The organism is Flavobacterium sp. W21_SRS_FM6 (assembly GCF_052119645.1).
Taxonomy (GTDB): domain Bacteria; phylum Pseudomonadota; class Gammaproteobacteria; order Enterobacterales; family Alteromonadaceae; genus Paraglaciecola.
Genome location: NZ_JBGQOM010000008.1, coordinates 208,325 through 225,354, shown reverse-complemented (window position 1 = coordinate 225,354; position 17,030 = coordinate 208,325). Strand labels below are relative to the sequence as shown.

Below are 17,030 nucleotides of genomic sequence, written 5' to 3'. Positions count from 1 at the left end.
ACCTAACAAAGTGCATATAATGAAAAGCCAGCAAAAAATGCTGGCTTAAAACCGTCAACTTATTTTAGGACGGGACATCTACACCCCATTTTCTGTTATCAAAATTTAAGAAATCGTTTTTTTGTAAATTTTACTTATGAATTATGTTTTTAAGCAATGTGGCTCAATTGACGCTGTTTTAGCGTGAAGTACTGCAAGTAAATAAATACACAAAAAGAAGCGTAGTGTATTGAAAAAAATTGATAATATTTAGGTGTTTAGCTAGCTGAAAACGATTTACATGTTAAGCTTTAGCTACGTTAGTAAAATTAAGCGAATTATTTGTGGCAACTGTAGGTATTAAAGATATTGCAGCCCTTGCAAAAGTCTCTCCCGCAACCGTTTCTAGGGTACTTAGCTCGCCAGAGCTCGTATCAAAAAAAACCTTGAATAAGGTTAAAAAGATAGTAGATGAAATGGGCTATCGACCTAATCGCATTGGTGCCAGCTTGCGAACCCGTAAAAGCGGCAATATTGTGGCAATTATTCCTGATATTACTAATCCTGTGAATGCTGGGATTATACGGGCTATCGAGCAGGGCGCACAAAGTGCTGGTTATTCTATTTTGCTCGGTGATACCCAAGGTTTGATCGAGCGTGAACGCCACTACGCTGACCTCGTGAGCTCTGGACAAGCCGACGGAATTTTGCTTTTTGGTTCTCGCATGCCATTTAAGATTGATCCAAATTTGCCTTTGCTTGAGCAGATTCCGCCTATGGTCAACGCTAACGAAAGCATGAATAACGATGAAATTGTGCAAGTTGCAGTCGATAACGTTGCGGCGGCTAGTGCAGCGGTTAATTACCTAATCTCGCAAGGTCATCAACGGATTGCGGCAATAACTGGCCCTATGGATGTACCAAGTTCAAATGAACGTTTAGAAGGTTATATCCTTGCATTACAAAACGCTGGAATTGAGGTGGATAGTAACTTGCAAATTCGGGGTGATTATACGGTTGTATCTGGGGTGAGTAGTGCGGAGCAATTATTGTTACTACGTCAACGTCCTACCGCGATCTTTTGCTTCAATGATGAGATGGCAATTGGGGTAATGAAGTTATTAAAAAAACAAGGCTTTATGATCCCAGAAGATATCTCAGTGATGGGCTTTGACGACATTCATTATGCTGAGTTTGTCACGCCGGCGCTGACCACGGTGCACCAACCATTAAAGGAAATAGGCACGACGTGTATCAATTTATTGTTAGAGCAATTGCGCGGTAATAAAGTCAAGCCGGGTAAACAGTTTTTGCCTTTTGAACTTAAGGTGAGAGCCAGTACAGGGCCCGCACCTCGTCCTTAATAGAGTCAGGCGTGATTGTGCCGGCGTTATCAAGCAAGTGATGTGAGTTCAGCGATAATGTGATGACGGTTGGGATACCGATTAAAATCAACTACATTGCCCTCGATAGCATGATCATCAATCGTCAGCTTTATATGGCCTTTACTCAGCCCTAGCGGATTACGCAGCTCAATTTGATAGTGTGCACCGCGAAACTCACGGCTTATCGATACGGTTTTCCATGTAGGTAATATGCACGGGTCAATCAATAATCCATCGTAATCGGGCCTGATGCCCAGAATATATTGTGTGGCGGCGTAGTAGTTCCACGCTGCAGTTCCGGTTAACCACGAGTTTTTTGCCTCACCAGGGTGTGCTGAATCTTTACCTGCAATCATTTGGCTGTATACATAAGGCTCAGTCTTGTGCAGGTTTTGCACGTCTTGCAAATAAGCGGGAGTTATTTTGCTGAAATATTCATAAGCCTTTTCACCTCGACCTAACATGGCCTCAGCAATCGTGATCCAAGGATTGTTATGGCAAAAAATACCGGCGTTTTCTTTATAACCGGGCGGATAAGAGCTGATTTCACCCAAATATTTGCTGTAACGACTAAACGCGGGTTGGTTTAGCATGATGCCATAATCGGTAACCAGATGTTGTTCGACTGCTTGCATAGCCTGAAGCGGTTTACCTTGCGCTAGGCCGATACCTGCCATGGCACAAAAGCCTTGTGACTCAATAAATATTTTGCCCTCAGTGCATTCGTGACTGCCAATTTTATTGCCCAGCGCATCATAGGCACGCAGATACCATTGACCATCCCAACCATATTGCTCAACGCTAAGACGCATTTTCTCAACATGGCCTAAGCACTTGGCTGCCAGTTCGTCTTTACCGATGCGCTGACACAAATTAACAAACTCTTGGCCATACAGCACAAATTGGCCAGCAATCATCACAGATTCTGCCACATCTGACGCGCCGCGCTGAGTGGTTTGGAAAGACTCATTAGGATCCTCGGAAAAACAATTGAGATTAAGGCAGTCATTCCAATCTGCACGACCGATAAGTGGTAATCCATGCGGGCCCAGATTGTTGATCACATGATTAAAAGCGCGTTCTAGATGGTCAAAATGGTTATGGGTGGCAAGGGCTTGGCCGTCATAAATTACTAATTCATCCAGAATACTAAAGTCGCCAGTTTCCTTAATATAATTAGCCGTAGATAGCACCATCCACATAGGATCATCGTTAAAGTTACCGCCGATATTGGCATTACCTTTTTTGGTTAAGGGTTGGTACTGGTGGTAGGCAGAGCCATCTGTTTTTTGCGTGGCAGATAAATCTAAAATACGTTCTTTGACCTTTTCAGGCACCATGTGTGCAAAGCCTATAGTGTCTTGATTTGAATCCCTAAAGCCCATGCCTCGACCAATGCCAGACTCATAAAAAGACGCGCTGCGTGACAAGTTAAAAGTCACCATGTTTTGGTACTGGTTCCAAATATTTAACGAGCGATTAAAGCGTTCATCTGGTGAATTGACCGTCATTTTATTGAGTAGTGTGTGCCAATAATCGGCCAGTTTTTTTAATTCACTGGCGACTTTTTCAGCACTATCAAATTGACTTTGTAGTAACAAAGCGGGTGCTTTATTAATGACATTTGGCGCTTGCCATTTATGCGCCGACTCGACCTCACAATAGCCTAAAACAAAAATCAGCGTTTTACTTTCCCCTGCCGCAAGTTCACACTTTATATGGTGTGAGGCAATGGGTGACCAACCTCTTGCGAGGGAGTTTTGCATCTTGGCCTTTTCGACCGCTATTGGGCGTTCAAAGCCGCGATAGGGCCCTAAAAACGTTTCTCGATCAGTCTCATAGCCTGCAATCGGCTGATTGACCGAATAAAAGGCATAATGATCTCTGCGTTCACGGTATTCAGTTTTGTGATAAATCGTACTGCCTTCCACTTCCACTTCACCGGTTGACAGATTACGTTGAAAATTAGTTCCGTCGTCTTCGGCATTCCATAAACACCATTCGATAAAAGAAAACAAGTCGATATTTTTGCCGCTATCACTTTGATTCGTAAGGGTCAAACTGTGGACTTCAGCTTTGGTATTAAGGGGGATAAAAGTGGTCAACTCAGTAGCAATGTCATTTTTACGTGCGTAAAAACGGCTGTATCCCATGCCGTGATGACAGCGATATTCATCAAGCTCTGTATGCATAGGGCGGCCAGAGACCGACCATTGCTGTCCATCACAATTAATATAAAAATAACGTCCACCGTTGTCTATCGGCACACTGTTATAACGATAACGGGTTAGGCGACGAAACTTAGGGTCTCGATAAAAGCAGTAACCACCGGCAGTATTTGATATCAAGCCATAAAAACCATCATTGCCAAGGTAGTTGATCCAAGGTGTGGGGGTAAATGGACTGGTTATCACATATTCGAGATGTTGATCATCGAAGTAGCCAAAGTGTTGTTCGTTACTTTTATCTTGATTAAGCATTATTTGTAGTCTCTTGTGGAAGCTTGTCGTACCAATTGCGTTTTAATATCCAAGCACAAATGATGAATATGCTGAGTGTCCATAGGCTTGACCAGCCTTCTTTAATCACCGCAAAAATAGGTAAGGCAACCAAACACGTTTGTGCGACTACCCCTATGACGATATTGAACATGTCTCGCTTAAAATCCCCGTTTGCGGCAAAGTTAGGATCGTCTAACTTAACTGCTAGACGAATGGGCCCCCAAAATCCCCAAGGGTTTACGTTTTTATAAAAGCGTTTTAATAAGGCTTCATCCTCTGGCGGGGTCAGTAAACTGACCCCAATACAGACGGCGCCAGTTATCAGCAGGATCAGTGGGAAGGCATATAGCGCAACCATTTCTCGTGGGACACTAAAGGCAGAGTCGGGAATAAAAGCAATCACAATAAAGCACACTAAACCGGCCAGCATGCTAGTAAAATAGCCATAACCATTTAACCGCCACCAATGCCACTTCAGAACATTCGCAATAGCATAACCAGCCCAAAGACCAGACACTAAAAGTTGCAATATACTATTGATGCTTTCGATATACAGACCAATCACGGTGCTGAGTACCACTACTAGAATCGACACAAGGTAACTGGTATGGATCAACGTTTTGGTATTGGCTTTAGGGTTAATGTAACGCTTGTAAACATCGTTGACTAAATAAGCAGGTACCGCGTTAACAGTTGATGCAAAAGTAGACATAAAAGCGGCGATTAGGCCGGCTAAAACTAAGCCCATAATACCTACAGGGGCAAATTCTAAAATCGCACTCGGTAAAATGTTTTCGAAGTCTAATTGCCCACCTGACATTAAATCTAGTTTGTCGTAATAAACAACTGCCAGTACGGTAAAACCAGCAATCATAAAATATCGAATAGGCATTAAAATGATGGAGACAAAACCGCTCATGAGTGCGCCTTCTCGTGGAGACTTAGTGGCGAGAATCTTTTGCATATCGTAGTTAGGCATTGGACCTGCGGCACTTTTAAAAATACCGTTAAATAAGGTCATCATCACAAAAATACTAAAGAGCGAGAAACCGTCAGACAGAATTTTGTCATTAACTTCAGCGAAGATGCCTTGCCAATCTAAATTTAAGTTCCAAGCGAAGAAGGGATCCATCCAGCCTGCGGGTACGGCTGCTTGAAGGGTTTCTGGTGACACTTGTATCATGGCAACCACACCAATAAATAAGGCAGAGAAGGTCATGATGGAAAACTGCAAAACGTCGGCCCATACTATGCTCATCATGCCACCTAAAATGACGTATAGCGTGGCGATAGACGTAAAAACGATGCCATAGAAATGGGGTACATAGGCCGCTGAAATCGTAAAGGGGAGGTAGGGTGAGACGTTTTCCCACGGAATAAAAATTTCAATGAATTTACCAATACCGACGAAACCATAGGCTAGAAAGCCAAGTGCACCAATTACCGCAAAGGCGATCACCACCATGTGAGATAATTTGCCACTGCGGCCATCACCAAAGCGCGTTCGCATCCATTCCGCGCCAGTCAGCACGTTAGACCGACGTAACCACATCGAAAGATAGACGGCCAGAAATACTTGGTTAAAAACCGGCCATAACCAAGGGATCCATATACTCTTCATGCCGTACACAAAACACAAGGTCACCAACCACATTGTGCCTGAGATATCGAACATGCCTGAGGCATTAGACAAACCCAACAAGTACCACGGCAGCTTTTTACCGCCGACAAAATAGTCGTCCATACTTTGGGCTGCACGTTTTTTTAAATAAAAACCAATGCCTATAATTGCCGCTAAATAAGCCACAATAATAATAAGGTCAACTAAGGCTATCTTCATTTGCTCTTTCCAAGATTGTTAGATACGTCGTCATTACTCAAGGTGTGAATGCTGGCCAATTGCGCAAGCAATGCTTACTCCAGTTGCTCGCGCGCACTATCATAGTCGGTAATGACTTCATAACAACACTGACAAATTTTCTGCAGTAAAATAAAGTATTTTGAAAACGTTTTCAATTTTAATTGTAATTATTTTGTAAATTATCAGTAGTGAATGAGAAGTTTTAGTAAAGTATCAATGTTGTTAATCGAGCGCTATTTTCGTTGAGCATCCAATTAACTCTCTTTTGTCTCTTTAAGTTTCTGATTTATTTGGTTTAAATCTTTTCTTAATCTTTTTACAATAATAGGGCGAGTTGTTGATGTTCTTTATTATCAAAGAGAGAGGATTTACTCCCTAATAAGAATACAAACCAATAAATAGGAAACGTTTTCATTTTAGTGAGGCCTGAATAAGTGGGCTGTGAAGCGATAGTGGAACATCGGTTTTTGTCGTAGAAAGGTGAAGCACAACCTAAAGAAAAAAGGTCGCAGTAACACTGCGACCTTTAAGCTAAAAGTAACGAGGATAGTTAGAAGGTGTAACGTGCACCTAATTGATAACGGGCGCCTAAATCATATAAATCCCATACTTGACGTTCTGAACGGCCATGACTTCGACTGTTTTCTTCGCTTAAGTTCAGACCTTCAAATGACACCGAAAGCTGCTCATTAACTTGATAACTAATTGTAAAATCTAGCTGAGCGTAAGCCTCAACGTAACGGGGGTTTCTTGAGCCTCCACGAGAGGTTTCTGCCAAATATTCATCACGCCAGTTGTAAGCAAGGCGAGTTTGAATATTGTCATTTTCATACATCAGTACGATGTTAGCAGTGTCACTTAAGCCCGTTAAAGCAAATTGTGATACTGCTGGGCTGCCTGTATCGTCAAAACCGATATCACCGTTGACGGTAGTGTAGTTGGCTGCGATGCCAAAACCTGTGTCGGCAAAGAAGTGTTGAGCGGCTAACTCAAAACCGTAAATTTGTGCTTCTTTGTTGTTTACTGGCTTACTGGTTAAAAATACCATTTCTGGATCATCTGCATTGGGAACGACGTCGTAATCAGCAGCTATTTGCTCACCGAAGGTAATGCCTGGCTCATAGTCAGCAATTCCACCTGGAAAATCTTGCGGGTTATCGATGATCACGGTCATGACAAACAAGGAGGTTTCATCTACTGCATAACCTGCTGCTTCAAGTGCAGCCGCTGCTGCTTGGGCTCGAGGGCCTGCGGTTACATCTCTTAAACCAAAATGAGGCTCTTCAACTTGCTCGGTACCAATAAAGTTTTTAACCCGTTTTTCGTAAAAGCCCAGTGATACATAGCTGGTATCAGCAAAATAGTATTCAACTGATAAATCAAAGTTACTTGATTGCAAAGGCACGAGAGCAGGATTAGAAGCCGTAGCGACTGCAGAGCCACCGGTCGAGGCAGGCCCATTAGTGCTGATACCGGTTACGGCTGTTCTGAGCTGATCATAGTTAGCTCTTGCAATGGTTTGACTAAAAGAAGCTCTGGCTTTTAATTCATCAGTGATTGAAATATCAAAATCTAAACTCGGTAACAAATGATCGTAAGAAGTACCGCCTTTGATGGCTGTAATATTATCAGACAAGCGATAGAAATAATCGTTGTTGTCTAACCACTCTATTTGACTGACTTGTAATGAGAACGAGGTAGAGTCAACATCGGTTGTTTCATAGCGAACACCTGCTAAAAAGTGAGTTGGCATATCACCAAGTTCACCTTTTAAAGACACTTGCAAATAAAGGGCGGTAGTATCTTCTTTTACCCGATGGTTTTCACTAAAGTTAGGGTTATAGCTATAATCATGACCGTATTCCTGCGCGGCCCAATCAGCAAGCTCAACCACATTCGAGGTCCAGCCAAATTGGTTTGAACCCGATGTATCATAGTCATCAAATTCTGCCATGATGTTGTAGGGCTGCAATAAACCTTCAGGTACATCCATCGGGTTAGACACGCCCCAATCGCCTAAGGGCATATAGTTTTCTGAATACTTTTGATTGGTTTCCATGGTTCTGGTTTCGACACCAAAATCAAAGCGCCCATCATCAAACTCTAGACTACCGTCTAATTTAAATTGTTTGATATCAGTGGTTTGTGAGTTCCAAAAAGAGCGCATTATTTGACTCCCAATGTCACCCACATCATCTACACCATTGCCATTACCCTTGATACTGTCATTGTTTACTTGGGTTAAAATGGGTAAGTCGCCCTCAAAATTGTAGGTGTTGTACAAACCAATCGGCGTTGCTGTCGCAACGGTTAAGGTCCCCCCCCATTTGCCGCCATCAGGTAAACTTTCCATTGAAGAGTCATGTGCATCTAAGCTAAAAGACAGGTTATCTGTTGCTTGATATTCGAGATTAATACCCAACGACTTTAGCTCATTTGACTGTTTGTAAAGGGTCGCATCGCTGTTGTGATCTTTCGTGCCCCCTACTGCCTCTGATATTACCACCGCGGTCGCTACCGCTTGGTTTGTGTCGAAGGTGACATTGTCAGTGGTGCGGGTAAACCATGAATTTTTAGAGTGTTTTTCTTGGGTTATATCGTTTTTAGCATAGGTGTAATCTACCGTGGCTGTCATGTTGTCGCTAGGTGCCCATTGCAGGGTCAACTGAGCATTGTCGCGAGTACGCTGGGTGTCCCAAGTGTTATAAGAGACGTTATTGGGCATGCCAAACAATTGACCTTCAGCTGGTGCATTTGTCACTGTACCCGTATCACTCATGGCGATAGCACCTTCCTCTCCTAATGGGATCCAAGGGCTCACGCGCCAGTCGTTCATGAGTAAACCCGTTGAACCGCTATCACGTTGTTGGTGACTTACTGTCAAGCCCACACCCCAAGTGGATTCATCATTGGTGAAGCTGAATATACCGGATACCTCGGGCGTGACATCGTTGCCCGTGCGGTTAGTAGTATCAACAATCCCTTTGCCACCTACACTGGCTTGAAAGCCTTCTTTGTCTAGGGGTTTTGCCGTTAAAATATTGATGGTGGCGCCAATGCCGCCAGTGGCAATATTGGCTTTACTGGTTTTATACACTTCAACAGCGCGAACACTTTCTGAGGCTAAATTGGCAAAATCGAATGCACGGCCTGTTCCTTGAAAACCACCATCGCCATCACCGAAAGCACTCGCCGCTGGCATCATTCGGCCATTTAGGGTGATCATGTTTTTGTCTGCGCCGAAACCTCTGACAGTAACTTGTGATCCTTCACCATTGCTGCGGCTGATAGACACACCAGTAATACGTTGTAGAGATTCTGCAAGGTTTGTGTCAGGAAATTTACCAATGTCCTCGGCGGAAATGGCATCGACCACACCCGAAGACTCGCGTTTGGTAAACATTGATTCTTGCATACTTGAACGCATACCACGGACTTGGATTACTTCGGTATCTTCTGTGCTTACTTCTTGTGCCAAGGCAGGCATAACAGTCCCTGTGCCAAGTAATAATGCGATGCTTTGCGTAAGCAATGATTTGCTAAAACGGTTTGGTTTTTTCATATAAATGTGTCCCTGTTATTTTGTTTTACAGTTGATAAAACGAAGCAAATGGCATCTTAGAGCTGATGGGGGATGAAGCTATTTTTACCTTTCCCACTTCGTCAGCGAAAAAAACGGCCCATATAAAAGCTCACGATTTATTTGCGTCTACCTCAAGACGAATGACAGTTACATTTCCACAACATTAATTTCACATTTTCTAAGTTTATTTTTTAAGTGAGTCAGAAAGACGTTTTACGGGATGCTATTGAAAAGCAAGTGGGGGAGAGGGAATTTAAAAAGAATGCTAACTCGGGCTCAGCTTGCAGAAAAGCTTCCACGGAAGATGAATCAAATACAATCGATAAAGCTACTGATCGTTAATCTGCCATCGAGTAAATTAAGCGGCGGCTTAAAATCGCTAGGAATAGCACCAGAGTGTAAGGTGTTTCGACGATATACAACTATTCGATTATAGATTCCACGTTGTTGCTCAATGCACGTAAAAAGAGGGGTGTCACCATTAATATAACCGTCTTTCATTTTTGGCATGTTGGGGCCATCGTTCTCATTTTCTAAGGAGCTAAAATAGGCTGTTTTTCTGCTCTCATCGATGCTTTCAAAGCCTGTTTTACGATGACGATAAAAAGATGTACCGCCTTGCTCGCCATGAAATAAATAATGTACGGCGGCAAGACCGTGTTTATTCAGAGAATCAAAGTGAGGAATACGTTGTAACAACTTAAGTTGAGTGGGTGCAGTGGTAACAACCGAATAATGACAAACCGACAAACTAAGTATCTCACTGGGTAGTTGAAAAAAATCCACCAATGTGGGTGTCAAACAAGCAAGTAAGCACTGTTGATAGGCGAGGGGAGCTTCGGCTCTGTGGCCTGGATAATAGGGCGAGTTTTGGCTAAAGTCCCGAAAACCCGCCTCCTGAATCAAGACCTCAGGCTCAGCTATAAAATTGTCTACTACCAATAATGGTAAGGCCTCATCACCAATAGTATGTTTGGTGATGATCATATTGTCGCTCGGTGTAAGTTGTTGCATCACTTAGTTGCTCGCTTTGCAATAGCGTTCAATAAAGTCCTGATGCATAGGCAATGATTCAGCAACGCTTTTCATGCCGGTACGCATAGAGTTCAAAAATTGATTGAGCTCATTATCAGACATGGTTTTTACAATATGGTGATAAGAGTCAGGAATAAGTCCTTGGCCTAACATCACTTGAGTCCAAGAGTCGACTCTGAATAATTCGTTGGGTTCTTGGTAGGTGTAAGCATTACGCTTAAACAGCTCGATACGATGTTTAAGTGAGTCAGGTACTTCCATGTTTTTGCAATAACGCCAAAATGCACTGTCTTCTCGCTGAGTGACTTTGTAATGCAAAATAATAAAGTCGCGAATTTTCTCTAACTCTTCACTGGTTTCTCGATTGTATTCTTCCACTAGGACAGGGTTGATGCCTTCATATGGAAATAATTTCATCAAGCGTATGATGCCCATCATAACTAAATGAATTGAAGTAGACTCAAGAGGCTCGACAAATCCACTGGCAAGCCCTAAAGCAATACAGTTTTTGTTCCAATGTTTGCGGCGCTTTCCGGTTCTAAATTTTATTTGCAAAGGCTCTGTTAAGGTTTGTCCTTCAATATTGTCAAGTAGGCGCAGGCGTGCAGCATCATCAGATAGATACTTGCTACAATAAACAATGCCATTACCCACACGATGTTGCAGTGGTATACGCCATTGCCATCCACTGTCATGGGCGATGGCTCTGGTATAGGGCGGCGCGGGACTAACAGAAGCTGTTTGGACGGCCAACGCACTGTCGCACGGTAACCAGTGTGACCAATCTTCATAACCCGTGTTGAGGGTTTGTTCAATTAACAGGCCTCTAAAACCGCTGCAGTCAATAAATAGATCTCCTTCGATCAAGGCGCCACTATCTAATTGCAAGCCGGTGATAAATCCACTGCCGTTAGTCGCTTGATTGACTTGGACAATTTTACCTTCAACTCGTTTAACTTGGCGTGCTTCGCTAAATTCTCTTAAAAACGAGGCATAACGACTGGCCTCAAGATGGTAGGCAAAATTAATTTTTGATTTGTCGGAGGTCGCAAAACGGCCCATTTTAGCTGCTTGCAATTCAATACAATAATCACCGTACTCTGCATCGTGACCCTGTTGTTTACCATGCAGCCAAAAATGCACGAATTCAGCTAAATAACTGCTTTTGCCGGTTACCCCAAATGAATGGATATATTTCTGGTCGATATTCCCCCAGTTTTCAAATGAGATCCCTAATTTGAATGTCGAGGAGGTTGCGCGCATAAAGTCTTGTTCGTTAATACCTAATAACTTATGGAATGTGCGCATTGGCGGGATCGTGGCTTCGCCCACGCCTATCGTGCTAATTTGATCAGACTCAATCAAGGTAATGTCTACAGTGCCGGCAAGCTGTTTTGCCATAGCAGCAGCGGCAATCCAACCTGCGGTGCCGCCTCCTGCAATAATCACTCGTTTTTTTTGTGCTTGATTCAAGCTTAACTCCTGAAATATTTTGCTTATCGATTTAACTGGTTAAGCAGTTGTGCTCTTAAACGCCGGGCTGTTAATGGCTCAATCTTACCCAACACGCCTTGGGCAGCTTCGGGCAAATGACTGGCTGCATGATTGGCATCGGCAAAAATGTAATAATCAAAAATTGCTTTCCAAGCCTTTTTTTCATGGGCAGGGCAATCTCTAATACTCAGTAGTGCATGGGTAAGTGCATCGTTGGCTTGTCCGCGGTAAATGGGGCTGGTATTCCACCAATAATTAACGAGCACGTTAAAGGTGCTGAGTGCTTCGACTTGATGCCACCACATACTTGGTAGAAATAGGGCGTCGCCAGGTTCAAGCTCGGCAATTTGGCCCATTTCGATGGCCTCGGCAAACCGCGGGTATTTGTCAAAATCGGGCCGGTTAAAATCCACCATGCTGATCACTTGGCCACCGGGTGTGGGCTCAAGTGGGCCAGGGTACAAGTTATTAATTTGCTCTGGTGGAAATAAGGTGAAGCGGCGTTTTCCGGCCACGCAACACGCAATGTTACTTTGTGCATCAAAATGGCAGGAAACTAAGGTTTTATTACCAATCCAGATACTAGCGATTAAATCAGCGTCTTTTGCACTTAAAGATAAAAAGGCGTCTTCATGAAAGTCGAGGGTGTTTTCTGCTTTTAAGCTAGGAAAATGCCAATCAATGCGCTTAGAAGCCACGTATAATGAAGTGGGCTTATCTTGTGTTTTATTCATTAAAATGGCGTCTAACATCTCATCGAGTTGAGATTTCTTATTAGAAAAATTTAACTGAGTTACCGATTCATCATAGGCAAAGCGGCCGTTAATCTCTGGCTCGCCCACATAAACCCCCGTAGGTTTGCCATTGTAATGGGATTTCAAATACGCTATTACGGTCTCATCAGACTCAAGGCCTTTTTTCACTAAAGGCCAGTGTGTGACTAACCCTTTTAAAATAACAGGTTCAGTTCGACAGGTAAGTTCAGCCTTTATCTGGTTGAGATCGTGGGCATCAATAACTGGGGTCATTCGTGTGATAGTGTTCATTGGTCTCGATTACAAATAATAGCGTGCAAATCTTAAGGTTAAATTCATTTATTATTTTTGATGGCTATCAATTTTTTAACATTGTTAAGTGAGCTCGCAATAAAAAAAGCGGCCTTGAGATAGGAACTTTGGTTTAAAGCCTGCAATTGCTCGCCACTCAATGCAGCCAATTTTTCTGTGCTAATCGTATAATTACCATGCAGTTTATGCTGTTCACCGTTATTGAGGGTTATGTCTAGCTCAACAGGCTCAATCAAATCCATTTCAGTAAAGGCCGTAAGCATATTCTCAGTCTCTGTCATGCCATGGTAAATCGTCAGCAGTAAGGAATTAATGTGCTCTAGGTAAGGGCTGTTACCACCGTGCTCAAGAAATACCGGGATCCCCGCTTCTTTGTCAATTTTGGGGCTTTGCATATCAACGTGTACCACTGGTGCTTGATCTGAACCACCTCGATTAGATTGATCTTGAAAGCCAATCAAAAAGGGCCCCTTGGCCATTACCGCCGGGATAACTTCAGCCTGCCAAGTATGATTTGCTGAGTTCAAAAATAAATTTTCATCTTTATTAAACCCGAGCATGGCAACCAATTGAAAGCGATGAGTGGCCGGATCTTTTCTAAAAAATAAGGGATAAACTCGTTGCATGGCTTCTAATTCTGTCGAGAACGTCAGCGCAGTGTTCACATTATCGCCAAATTCTGCTTTAAATAATGGGCTGACTTTTAAGTCGTGATGGCTCACGTTATCAAGTAGTACATGTTGCGCCATGGTTGTTATCATTCCTTAACTATTTTTTGCTCGCTGTTATGCATTTTTAGCACTTCAAGCACAGAGAAGCTTAAATTAAAACGGATAAAAAAGCCGCTGACGTCAGCGGCTTCTACTATTTTTAACACATTGTTAAATTAGAGTTAAACACTAATTTTTAAAAGGTGTAACGGGCACCAACTTGATAACGCGCGCCTAAATCATACAAATCCCAGATTTGACGCTCTGAACGTGCATGGCTGCGGCTGTCTTCACCCGTTAAGTTCAAACCTTCGAATGATACCGTTAACTGCTCGCTTACTTCGTAGCTTACGTTGAAGTCAATTTGTGAATAGGCCTCAACAAAACGTGGGTTTCTTGAACTACCACGTGATGTTTCAGCGAGGTACTCATCACGCCAGTTATAAGCTAAACGTGCTTGGATACCATCTTTTTCATACATCAATACGACGTTGGCGGTATCACTTAAACCGGTTAACGCAAACTGTGACACACTTGGGCTACCAGTCACGTCAAAACCAATATCCCCATTTACGGTGGTGTAGTTAGCCGCTAAACCAAACCCTGTATCACCAAAGAAATGTTGGCCTGCAATTTCAAAACCATAAATATTTGCGTCTTTATTGTTCACCGGTTTGCTGGTTAAGAACAAGGTCTGTGGATCAGTAGAGTTAGGAATGACATCGTAATCAGCTGCGATTTGCTCACCAAAAGAAATGCCAGGTACATAGTCAGCTGCGCCACCCGGGAAAGCATCTGGGTTATCAATAATAACCGTCATAACAAAAAGAGATGTTTCGTCAACAGCGTAACCGCCTTCAACTAAAGCGTCTCTGGCTGCTAAGGCACGAGGACCATTAGTGACATCGCGTAAATCAAAGTGATTTTCGTCTACTTGCTCTGTGCCAATAAAGTTTTTAACTCGCTTATCGTAAAAACCTATAGATACGTAGCTAGTATCATCAAAGTAATACTCAGCCGAGAGGTCGAAGTTACTAGAGTGCAAAGGTACCAACAGCGGGTTAGAGGCATTACCTGTGGGAGAACCACCGGTTAACGTGGGTCCATTCGTACCAAGGCCTGTTACCGCTGTTCTAAGTTGGTCGTAGTTAGCGCGAGCAATAGTTTGGCTAAATGACGCACGGGCTTTTAATTCGTCAGTTAGCGTAATATCAAAATCTAAACTAGGAAGAAGATGATCATAACTGTTTTTCGCCGCTAAAGCTGTCGCTTCGTTAGAACGAGTGGTGTTAAAGTCGTTGTTATCCAACCAGTTAATTGCGGTTGGAACCAAAACAAACGAAGTGGATTTAGAATCAGTGGTTTCATAGCGAACACCGGCTAAAAAGTTCACAGGCATGCCACCGAGTTCAGATTGCAGCGCGATCTGTACATAAATGGCACTGGTGTCTTCTTCAACTTTGTGGTTCTCACTGAAATTAGGGTTGTAGCTGTAATCGTGACCGTATTCTTGTGCAGCCCAATCAGCTAAAGCATAGATATCGCCCGCTGTTTTTGCACGCCAGCCGAATTGATCAGAGCCAGAAGTGTCATAATCTTCGAACTCGGCCATGATATTAAATTCTTCGAGCAATCCGTCTGGTACATCACGCGGATTACTGACGCCCCAATCACCTAAGGCCATGTAGTTTTCTGACCAGTGCTGGTTCATCTCAGAGGAGCGAGTTTCGACACCAAAGTCAAAACGACCTTCATCAAACTCAATACTGCCGTCTAGTTTGATCTGGGTAATATCATTTGCTTGCGAGGAGTAATAGCTGCGCATAACTTGGCTACCCACATCGCCAACATCAGCAACACCGTTATTGTTTCCTTTTTCAGAGTCATTGATAATCAAATCAATGCCAGGCAATTTGGTGCTGAAATCGAGTGTTTGATAGAAACCAATTGGGGTTGCGGTCGCCATTTGTAAGCTACTACCACCGAAAGCCGCGTCAGGATTACTCTCCATAGACGAGTCGTGGGCATCCAATACTAATTTGAAGCTATCGTTAACATGATACTCAAGATTAATACCCAAAGATTTTAGGGTGTTGGTTTGCTCGTTGATTTGAGCATCGCTGTTGTTATCTTTCGTACCGATGCGCACTGGGTTGCCATTGGCGTCGAGTACTGGTTCACCGTTGGCATCAGTTTTGATACCACTGACATCTTCAGAAATTAGAATAGCCGTAGCAACCGACTGGTCAGTGTCAAAAACAACCTTGTCAGAGGTCCTGTTGAACCACATGTTTTTAGAATTGACAGTGTTTGCAATATTGTTTTTGGCGTAGGTGTAGTCAACAGTAGCAGTAAAGTCTTCGCTAGGCGCAAATTGCAGCGTCAGTTGAGCGTTGTCACGCACTCGTTGAGTATCAATAATGTTGTATGAAGCATTATTTGGCATCGCAAATAACTGACCTGCAGCAGGCGCGTTGGTTACCGTAGCGGTATCCGTCAATGCAATAGCGCCAGGCTGTCCAATAGGAATCCATTCACTCACACGCCAGTCGTTTTCTAAAAACGCGGTAGAGCCACTATCACGTTCTTGATGGCTAACCGTCAGGCCAACGCCCCACGTCGCATCGTCATTGGCATAACTGATGATACCAGATATTTCAGGGGTAATGTCTGAGCCAGTGCGGTTAGTAGTGTCACTGACTGCTTTTGCCCCAATACTTGCTTTAAAGCCTTCACCTTGAGAGAGGGGTTTGGCGGTAATGACGTTGATCGTTGCACCTATACCACCTGTGGCAATGTTAGCCTTACTGGTTTTGTATACTTCAACTGCGCGAATACTTTCAGAGGCTAAGTTGGCAAAATCAAAGGCCCTTGACGTCCCTTGGTTGCCAGCAAAAGCACTGGCCGCTGGCATTGTACGACCATTGAGGGTAATCATGTTTTTGTCAGCACCAAAACCGCGCACCGTAACTTGTGAGCCTTCGCCATTTTCACGGCTGATTGAAACACCCGTTATACGTTGTAAAGATTCTGCAAGGTTAGTATCAGGGAATTTACCGATATCTTCTGCTGAAATAGCATCAACTACCCCAGCTGATTCACGCTTAACGCTCATTGATTCTTGCATACTTGAGCGTAATCCACGTACTTGAATTACCTCTGTATCATCAGAGATGGGCGCTTCTTGTGCCAAAAGAGGCGTCATCACTGACGCACCGAGCATTAAACTGATGCTTTTGGCAAGTAGCGTTTTATTAAATTTATTATTTGAGTTCATAGTGTAGTGGCCTTTTGTGTTCCTGTTTATTGAATCAAAATAGAATCGCTTACAAAATAGTTCGTCAGTCCAATGAATATGTTTCTGTAAACGTTTTCATAAAATAAGGTTATGTTACGGAAGTGTCAATAGAAGTTT

At 43.2% G+C, this 17,030-nt stretch carries 9 protein-coding genes; 1 reads left to right on the top strand and 8 read right to left on the bottom strand.

Annotated elements, in window-relative coordinates; genetic code table 11:
• The first annotated feature begins 323 nt into the window (after positions 1-323).
• A complete protein-coding gene (locus ACEN2L_RS14845) occupies positions 324-1,343 on the top strand; it encodes a LacI family DNA-binding transcriptional regulator (protein ID WP_441744804.1) in 1,020 nt (339 codons plus the stop codon).
• A 29-nt stretch (positions 1,344-1,372) separates the two neighbouring features.
• Here the strand turns inward: ACEN2L_RS14845 and ACEN2L_RS14840 are convergent, their stop codons facing one another.
• From ACEN2L_RS14840 to ACEN2L_RS14805, 8 genes are all read right to left on the bottom strand, one after another.
• A complete protein-coding gene (locus tag ACEN2L_RS14840) occupies positions 1,373-3,844 on the bottom strand; it encodes a GH36-type glycosyl hydrolase domain-containing protein (protein ID WP_441744802.1) in 2,472 nt (823 codons plus the stop codon).
• On the bottom strand, positions 3,837-5,705 hold the full coding sequence (locus ACEN2L_RS14835) for a sodium:solute symporter family protein (RefSeq protein WP_441744801.1): 1,869 nt from the start codon (positions 5,703-5,705) through the stop codon (positions 3,837-3,839). The genes ACEN2L_RS14840 and ACEN2L_RS14835 overlap by 8 nt, the downstream gene beginning before the upstream one ends.
• A gap of 571 nt (positions 5,706-6,276) precedes the next feature.
• Positions 6,277-9,288: a TonB-dependent receptor gene (locus ACEN2L_RS14830; RefSeq protein ID WP_441744799.1), complete on the bottom strand. Its 3,012-nt coding sequence runs from the start codon at positions 9,286-9,288 to the stop codon at positions 6,277-6,279.
• A 330-nt stretch (positions 9,289-9,618) separates the two neighbouring features.
• Positions 9,619-10,323 (bottom strand): DUF6445 family protein, encoded by a 705-nt coding sequence (locus tag ACEN2L_RS14825; protein WP_441744797.1) that lies wholly within the window; start codon positions 10,321-10,323, stop codon positions 9,619-9,621.
• 3 nt (positions 10,324-10,326) lie between these two features.
• Positions 10,327-11,817 (bottom strand): tryptophan halogenase family protein, encoded by a 1,491-nt coding sequence (locus tag ACEN2L_RS14820; protein ID WP_306023016.1) that lies wholly within the window; start codon positions 11,815-11,817, stop codon positions 10,327-10,329.
• 23 nt (positions 11,818-11,840) lie between these two features.
• On the bottom strand, positions 11,841-12,884 hold the full coding sequence (locus ACEN2L_RS14815) for a cupin-like domain-containing protein (RefSeq protein ID WP_441744794.1): 1,044 nt from the start codon (positions 12,882-12,884) through the stop codon (positions 11,841-11,843).
• A gap of 44 nt (positions 12,885-12,928) precedes the next feature.
• Positions 12,929-13,654, bottom strand: coding sequence for a SapC family protein (locus tag ACEN2L_RS14810; protein WP_306023014.1), 726 nt, complete (start codon positions 13,652-13,654; stop codon positions 12,929-12,931).
• Between the two features lie 157 nt (positions 13,655-13,811).
• Positions 13,812-16,892 carry a TonB-dependent receptor gene (locus tag ACEN2L_RS14805; protein WP_441744792.1) on the bottom strand — a complete coding sequence of 1,027 codons (3,081 nt, stop codon included), beginning with the start codon at positions 16,890-16,892 and terminating at the stop codon, positions 13,812-13,814.
• Positions 16,893-17,030 lie beyond the last annotated feature (138 nt).

Excerpts from the sequence above, each read along its gene's own strand:
- ACEN2L_RS14805 (WP_441744792.1), bottom strand. The coding sequence starts at position 16,892 with ATGAACTCAAATAATAAATTTAATAAAACGCTACTTGCCAAAAGCATC.
- ACEN2L_RS14825 (WP_441744797.1), bottom strand. The coding sequence starts at position 10,323 with ATGCAACAACTTACACCGAGCGACAATATGATCATCACCAAACATACT.
- ACEN2L_RS14815 (WP_441744794.1), bottom strand. The coding sequence starts at position 12,884 with ATGAACACTATCACACGAATGACCCCAGTTATTGATGCCCACGATCTC.
- ACEN2L_RS14835 (WP_441744801.1), bottom strand. The coding sequence starts at position 5,705 with ATGAAGATAGCCTTAGTTGACCTTATTATTATTGTGGCTTATTTAGCG.
- ACEN2L_RS14840 (WP_441744802.1), bottom strand. The coding sequence starts at position 3,844 with ATGCTTAATCAAGATAAAAGTAACGAACAACACTTTGGCTACTTCGAT.
- ACEN2L_RS14830 (WP_441744799.1), bottom strand. The coding sequence starts at position 9,288 with ATGAAAAAACCAAACCGTTTTAGCAAATCATTGCTTACGCAAAGCATC.
- ACEN2L_RS14810 (WP_306023014.1), bottom strand. The coding sequence starts at position 13,654 with ATGGCGCAACATGTACTACTTGATAACGTGAGCCATCACGACTTAAAA.